Raw genomic sequence first — 6408 nt, forward strand, 5'->3', positions numbered from 1 at the left:
CCATGAATGAGAATCGGGTCTTTGTCACGCCATTGGCCGGCCGGTGGTACTCCGACGACCGGGATGCGTTGCGGCGCGAACTGGCCGCGCTGGCGCCGCAGCCCGCGCCCGCGCCGATACCCGGCGTGCGCGCGGTCATCGTCCCCCACGCCGGTTACGCGTACTCGGGACAAGTGGCGATGGCGGCCTACGCCCGGTTCGATCCCGGCCGCTATGACCGCGCGGTCGTGTTGGGCCCGAGCCATTCGGTCGCCCTGCGGGATTGCGTGAGCGTGCTGGATGTGGCGCATATCCGGACGCCGCTGGGCGACTGTCCGGCCGATCCCGATTTCGCGCGGCGCCTGCTGGCCACCCCCTTCGCCATCGTCGAGCCGCGCGCCCACGCGCGCGAGCACAGCGACCAGATCCAGATCCCGCTCCTGCAAACGGTGTTTGCCGGGCTTCCGCTGCGCGTGGTTTCTCTCGTCTGCGGCGGGTTTGGCGACGCGGCGGCCCAGGCCTTCGGCCAGACGCTGCGCGGGATGCTGGACAGCCGCACGCTCCTCGTGGTGAGCACCGATTTCACCCACTACGGCCCCAACTTTGATTATGTGCCGTTCACGGACAATGTGTCCCGGCGGCTGCGCGAGCTGGATCACCGTGTGTTCGAGCGGGTCGCCGCCGGAGACGCCGCCGGCTTCCGGCAGGTCCTGCAGGAGACCGGCGCGACGGTGTGCGGAGAGAATCCGCTGACGATTGCTATTGCCGTTGCCGGCCCGGGAGCGATGGTTACCGAAATAGCTTATGACCAGTCCGGTCGAATGACCGGTGATTGGGAGAACTCGGTGAGTTATCTGAGCGCATGGGTGGCGTGGTGAGGTGCGGCATGTTGGACACGGCGACACGGGAGTGGTTGACGGCACTGGCTCGGCAGACGGTTGATGCGGCGGTGCGGGGCGGCGACATCCCCCGGCAGGAGCCGGAGGGGGAGGGGATCGGCGTGAGTGCCCGGCAGGTGATGGGCGGCTTTGTGACGCTCACACTGGATGGCGAGTTGCGGGGCTGTATCGGCGAGATTGTTCCCACGCGCGAGATCTGGCGGGTGGTGCGCGAGCAGGCCGTCAACGCCGCGCTGCACGATCCGCGCTTCCAACCCCTGACGATTCAGGAGGCGCCGCAGGTGCGGATTGAGATTTCGGCCCTGACCGCTCCGGAACCGGTGGCATCCTGGCGTGAGATTGTCCTCGGCCGCCACGGAATTGTCCTCAAGAAAAACGGACGCAGCGCGGTTTTTCTGCCGCAGGTGCCGGGTGAACAAGGGTGGGATCTCGAGACGACGCTCCGCTTTCTCTCGCGCAAGGCCGGACTCGCCCCTGACGCCTGGGAGCGGGGCGCCCAATTCCTGGTCTTCGATGCCGAAGTCTTCGGGGAGGCATAACCGGGTGCCGGGTGGACGTAACGGATGTGATTTGAACACGTGAGGGAAACGACGCGTATGCAAACGTGCGGATGGACCAATTTTCACAGTCACACGAATGTGGACCCCTGTTGCGAGTGTGAGCTGACTCCGGCCTTGTACGCCGGATTATTGGGCGATGAGATGCGGCGCGTGGTGATCACCGACCACGGCTTTATGCATTACTTCATTCATGAGATTGACCTGCTGTGGTCCGGGCGATGGATGGAGGAACCCGAACACTTCGATGCAGCGCGTGAGATCGGCAACGCCAATCTCCGGGCGGGGATCGGAAAGATCCGGGATCTGAAGAACGCCAATGTCTTTGCCGGCATCGAGACCGATATGATGCGGGATGGTCGGCTGACCCATGATCCGGAGTTCACAGATGCGTTTGACGTGATCCTGTGCGGGATTCATTTTGCGCCATGGATCGAGAAGATTGAGTCCGAGGAAGCGCGCGAGCGGGCGTGGCTGGATTTTGTGGACACGCTGCTGAACACGCCCGAGGTGGATGTGTTCGCGCATCCGTTCCGTTGGCTCGCCTCGGTGAACAAAGGGCGTATTTCCGATGATGCGATCCGGCGTGTGCTCCGGTGGGTCGAGGAGCGCGGCGTGGCTTTGGAACTGAATTCGAACCCGAATACGCCGGAGACTGCGGAGGTGCGCATGCTCAGAATCGCGGCGGACCGCGGGATCCCGGTGGTCATCGGCACGGATTCCCACGCGCGCGAGCAGATCACCAATTTCAGCCTCGCGCGCCAGCGGCTGGCAAGCGCGGGTCTCACCCACCACGATCTGTACATGCCGGAAGTCGAGGACTTTATCGCCCGCAAAGGCCGACGGCAGTCGATGGCATCGCGGCCTGGGCATAGGACGCATAGGGGACAGGCAAACTGAAGCATACAGACATCGAGAAGCCGCCGCCCTACCTCAACGTTTATCCTGCATTCTCCAGCGCCCCCGCAGCCGATCAGGTCTACCCTCCACCGGCGGGTTGGATGGCATCGCCAATCTCGATTCGCGGACCGAGAAACTTCGGGCGTGTGCCGAGCAGACACACGTCCAGCACCGCCTTCACGCGGGCGAATTGCTCTCTCAACGTGGTGCGCACCCCTCGGACCGATGTGACCTCGCGCGCGTTGAAACCCACTGCGTCAATCCCCTCATGCCGGGCGAGGTAAATGGCCCGCTGATTGTGAAACTCCTGCGACACGACCGTGATGGAGGTCTGGCCAAAGACCGCCTTGGCGCGTGCAATCGAATCGAGCGTCCGGAACCCGGCAAAATCGCAGTAAATTCTCCCTGCAGGAACGCCGGCCGCCACAAGCGCCTGTTTCATGTCAGTCGGCTCATCATAGCCGGACACGTGGTTGTCGCCGCTGACAATGATGAAGTCAATCTTGCCGGCCTGGAAAAGCGTTGCCGCAGCGGCCACGCGATAGGAAAAGAAGAGATTCGTCCGGCCATTCGAAAGCCTCCGGGAACAACCCAAGAGGACACCAACACGTCGGTGGGGGATGCGCGTGACATCCGAGTAGGTGCGTCCATGGGATTCCGCCCGGATTAACGCGCCAGCAGCGATGACGGCCACAACCGCCAGACCCGCAACCAGACCAACGATCACCTTGAGTTTCCGTTTCATCGGGTTTCGTTCACCCAGCGGCAATCGGGGACGTCGGTTGGAGCGGATTAGGTCTTGTGCCGGTAGATGATGCGCCCCTTGCTCAGATCGTAGGGCGAAATTTCGAGCGTCACCTTGTCGCCAGCGGCGATCTTGATGAAGAACTTGCGCATCTTGCCCGAAATGTGGGCCAGAACTTCATGCCCGTTGTCGAGCTTGACACGGTACATCGTGGCCGGTAACACCTTGATTACCGTGCCCATCACCTCAATTGCATCATCACTTGGCATACCAGAAGAACCTTACACGCGAGTTTTTACCAAACACGGGCAACAGTTTACGCCACAACGCCTGAAATACGCAAGCGTCAAAAAAATATCGGTTGTATCTCGGCTTGCATTGGGCGGCGGAAAACGATACGATGTCGCCTGTTTTTCACAAAGTGGAACGTTTTATGTTAGTTACGTTGCTCAAAGCCAAGCTGCATCACCTGCGCGTCACTCAAGCCGACCTCGAGTATCAGGGAAGCCTGACCATTGACGAGGATCTGATGGACGCCATCGGGCTGGTCTGCTTCGAGAAAATTTTGATCGCCGTTATGGAGAACGGCAACCGGTTGGAAACCTACGCCATTCCGGGCCCGCGTGGCAGCGGTGTCGCGTGTCTGAACGGCGCGGCGGCCCACCTCGGTTCGATTGGCAATAGACTGATCGTTATGGTTTTTTGTCACATGACGCCCGAGGAGGCCAAGGGCCACCAGCCTCGGGTGGTGCGTCTCGGTCCGGGCAACCGGATTCTGGCACCGGCTTACTGACACATGGACATTCCCTGCACCCGCGCGGAGATGCTGGCCCTCGGCTGGAATGAACCCGACGTGGTGCTGGTGTCGGGGGATGCGCTGATCGACACCCCGCACTCGGGAACAGCCGTGATCGCCCGTGTCTTGATCGACGCCGGTTTCCGGGTGGGGGTGATTGCGCAACCCGACACGCACTCTCCGGAAGATATCCGCCGCCTCGGCGCGCCCCGTCTGTTTTGGGGCGTCACCGCCGGGTGCGTCGATTCTCTCGTCGCCAACACCACGGCCTCGGGGCGCCGGCGCCGGCAGGACGACTTCACTCCGGGCGGGGAGAATACGCGCCGGCCCGACCGGGCCTCTATCATCTATTCCAACCTGATCCGCAGCGCCTTCCGTCCCTGCGCGCCCATCGTGCTCGGAGGCGTCGAGGCGAGCCTGCGCCGGATCACCCATTACGATTTCTGGAGCGATCGCCTGCGCCGTCCGATCCTCTTCGACGCCAAGGCCGATATCCTCGTCTACGGCATGGCGGAGCGGACCATTTCTCTGTTAGCCTCGGCCCTGCGCGACGGTTCGGAGTGGCGGTCGATCTGCGGCATCTGCTACGCGGCGTCCGCGCCCCCTGCCGATGCGGTTCGCCTGCCCGGCTTTGCCGCACTAACCGATCCTGCCGATCCCGAAGCGGCCAAGCGGTTGTTCCTGGAGATGTTCCGCCGCTTTGCCGGCAATCAGGATCCCGTCACCGCCCGCACCCTGGCCCAGCCGGTGGATGTGCGCTGGCTCATTCACAACCCGCCGGCCGCGCCGTTGGAGACCCGCGAACTTGATCGGGTGTACGCACTGCCCTTCACGCAGAACGTCCACCCGCATGATGCGGCGCGTGGCGTGGTGCGCGCCCTCGATACCGTCCGATTCTCGCTGACGAGCCACCGCGGCTGCTATGGCGGCTGTGCCTTTTGCGCCATCGCCATGCACCAGGGGCGGCGCGTGACGTGGCGTTCCATCCGGTCGCTCGTTGACGAAGCAACCGGCTACACCCGGCATCCCGCGTTCACCGGGATCATTCACGATGTCGGTGGCCCCACCGCCAACATGTATGGGTTCGACTGCGCCTGCAAAGAAAAGACGGGGGCCTGCACGGACACCGCCTGCCTCTTTCCCTCCGTCTGTCCCTCCCTGTCGGTGACGCATGAGCCGCAGCTCCGTCTGTTGCAGGCGCTACGCGAGATTTCCGGCGTGCGCAAGGTGTTTGTCGGTTCGGGAATCCGCCCCGATCTGGTGCTGGCCGACGCACGGCATGGCGCGACCTATCTGGACGCGCTCACGGCCAACCATGTCTCGGGTCAGCTTAAGCTCGCCCCCGAGCACAGCGAGCCGGGGGTTCTGCGTCTGATGCGCAAGCCAGGCATCGAAGGGCTGCTGGAATTCCGCAGCCGGTTTGAGGCGTGCAGCCGCGCCCACGGGCTGAAGCAATTTCTGACCTATTACTTCATCGCCGCCCACCCCGGATGCACCGACGACGACATGCGCCGCCTGTGCAACTTCGCTCAAACCCGGCTCCGGCTCACACCCGAGCAGGTGCAGATCTTCACGCCCACGCCCTCCACCTGGTCAACGGCAATCTGGTGGACCGGACTCGATCCCGACACGGGGGCGCCTGTCTTTGTCGAAAAACGCATTCGCGAGCGGCAAAAACAGAAGAATATCCTGACCGGAGAAGCACGCTAAGGCCGATCATTTGACGCCGGGATCGGACGCGCTGCTGTTCCGGGCGGGAACAGCGGGACCCGGCGAGTCGGATGCGAGCAGGTCGGGCAGCAGGGCATGTTCCTTGACCCGCAGCAGCGTGAGATGGCTCTCCCCTTCGACGATCCGCTGGGTCTCCAGAATATCGAACATCGTCTCAGCCACGTGCGCGTCGGTGCAGATCTCGGCCATCGCCTTGCCGACGATGGCCGGCCGCACCGCCGCCGCCTTGCCGAACTCGATCGCCGCCTCGCGTTCGGCGGTGCTCTTGATGATGCTCACCTGGTTGACGCCATCCTGCTTGATGGCCGCCGTGACCTGGCGCAGCCGGTTCACCACCTTGCTCTCGATCTGCCGGATCATCTCGGGATCGCGGAAGTGGACCTTGCGGATGTAGATCGAGCCCAGCTTGTAGCCCCACTCGTGCGACTTGGGGGTGACCTCCTCGCGCACCGTGCGGCTCATGGTGTGCCGGTCCACGAGCATCTTCGCCAGCGGCAGATTGCTCAGGCAGCGGACGGTCGAGTTACTGACGTTTGCCGCCAGCGACCCGCGCGGGTCGATGTTTTTGAACAGGTAGGAGACCGGATCACTGATGAACATCTCGTACCAGATGCCGATGCCCATCGGCGCCCCCTCCTCGGAGTTCACCGGCTGGCTGCGCAGGTATTCCTGATCCAGACGCATGTCGGTCACGTGACAGCGTCCGAGCCAGCGGACAAACAAAGCCTTCCATCCCAATCGCGGCCACAGGAACGCGAATCCGGGTTCCTCCAAGACGCCGATCACCTTGCCGAACAGAAC

Annotated in this window: 8 protein-coding genes; 5 read left to right on the forward strand and 3 right to left on the reverse strand. The window is 63.2% G+C overall.

Translation table 11 applies throughout. The annotated features are described in order from the left end of the window. Nucleotides 1-2 precede the first annotated feature (2 nt). Genes amrB through FJ222_02605 form a run of 3 tightly spaced genes read left to right on the forward strand, consistent with a single transcriptional unit; the run spans nucleotide 3 to nucleotide 2335 of the window. Complete coding sequence (amrB, locus tag FJ222_02595; GenBank protein MBM4163318.1) at nucleotides 3-857, forward strand: AmmeMemoRadiSam system protein B; 855 nt, start codon at nucleotides 3-5, stop codon at nucleotides 855-857. Continuing rightward, nucleotides 842-1417 carry an AmmeMemoRadiSam system protein A gene (gene amrA / locus FJ222_02600; GenBank protein MBM4163319.1) on the forward strand — a complete coding sequence of 192 codons (576 nt, stop codon included), beginning with the start codon at nucleotides 842-844 and terminating at the stop codon, nucleotides 1415-1417. Before amrB ends, amrA begins: the two co-directional genes overlap by 16 nt. A 57-nt stretch (nucleotides 1418-1474) precedes the next feature. Continuing rightward, complete coding sequence (locus FJ222_02605) at nucleotides 1475-2335, forward strand: hypothetical protein (GenBank protein MBM4163320.1); 861 nt, start codon at nucleotides 1475-1477, stop codon at nucleotides 2333-2335. 79 nt (nucleotides 2336-2414) lie between these two features. On the opposite strand, the gene FJ222_02610 is transcribed toward FJ222_02605, so the two are convergent. Together FJ222_02610 and infA are read right to left on the reverse strand one after the other, a co-directional pair. Further along, the gene (locus FJ222_02610) at nucleotides 2415-3080 is read right to left on the reverse strand and encodes a vancomycin high temperature exclusion protein (protein ID MBM4163321.1); all 666 of its coding nucleotides are present in this window, start codon (nucleotides 3078-3080) and stop codon (nucleotides 2415-2417) included. A gap of 47 nt (nucleotides 3081-3127) precedes the next feature. Then, entirely contained in the window at nucleotides 3128-3349 is a 222-nt protein-coding gene (gene infA / locus FJ222_02615) for a translation initiation factor IF-1 (GenBank protein ID MBM4163322.1), read from the reverse strand. A gap of 164 nt (nucleotides 3350-3513) precedes the next feature. On the opposite strand from infA, the gene FJ222_02620 reads away from it, so the two are divergent. Together FJ222_02620 and FJ222_02625 are read left to right on the forward strand one after the other, a co-directional pair. After that, the gene (locus tag FJ222_02620) at nucleotides 3514-3873 is read left to right on the forward strand and encodes an aspartate 1-decarboxylase (GenBank protein MBM4163323.1); all 360 of its coding nucleotides are present in this window, start codon (nucleotides 3514-3516) and stop codon (nucleotides 3871-3873) included. Between the two features lie 3 nt (nucleotides 3874-3876). Beyond that, on the forward strand, nucleotides 3877-5586 hold the full coding sequence (locus FJ222_02625; GenBank protein MBM4163324.1) for a YgiQ family radical SAM protein: 1710 nt from the start codon (nucleotides 3877-3879) through the stop codon (nucleotides 5584-5586). Nucleotides 5587-5592: 6 nt separating this feature from the next. Here the strand turns inward: FJ222_02625 and FJ222_02630 are convergent. Next, nucleotides 5593-6408: SPFH/Band 7/PHB domain protein (locus FJ222_02630; protein MBM4163325.1), on the reverse strand; the 816-nt coding region annotated here is incomplete at its 5' end.

The organism is Lentisphaerota bacterium (assembly GCA_016873675.1).
GTDB lineage: Bacteria > Verrucomicrobiota > Kiritimatiellia > RFP12 > JAAYNR01 > VGWG01.

Bases quoted from the DNA above. Each gene is read 5' to 3' on its own strand.
- infA (MBM4163322.1), bottom strand. From the start codon at position 3,349: ATGCCAAGTGATGATGCAATTGAGGTGATGGGCACGGTAATCAAGGTG.
- FJ222_02625 (MBM4163324.1), top strand. From the start codon at position 3,877: ATGGACATTCCCTGCACCCGCGCGGAGATGCTGGCCCTCGGCTGGAAT.
- FJ222_02610 (MBM4163321.1), bottom strand. From the start codon at position 3,080: ATGAAACGGAAACTCAAGGTGATCGTTGGTCTGGTTGCGGGTCTGGCG.
- FJ222_02620 (MBM4163323.1), top strand. From the start codon at position 3,514: ATGTTAGTTACGTTGCTCAAAGCCAAGCTGCATCACCTGCGCGTCACT.
- FJ222_02605 (MBM4163320.1), top strand. From the start codon at position 1,475: ATGCAAACGTGCGGATGGACCAATTTTCACAGTCACACGAATGTGGAC.
- amrA (MBM4163319.1), top strand. From the start codon at position 842: ATGGGTGGCGTGGTGAGGTGCGGCATGTTGGACACGGCGACACGGGAG.
- amrB (MBM4163318.1), top strand. From the start codon at position 3: ATGAATGAGAATCGGGTCTTTGTCACGCCATTGGCCGGCCGGTGGTAC.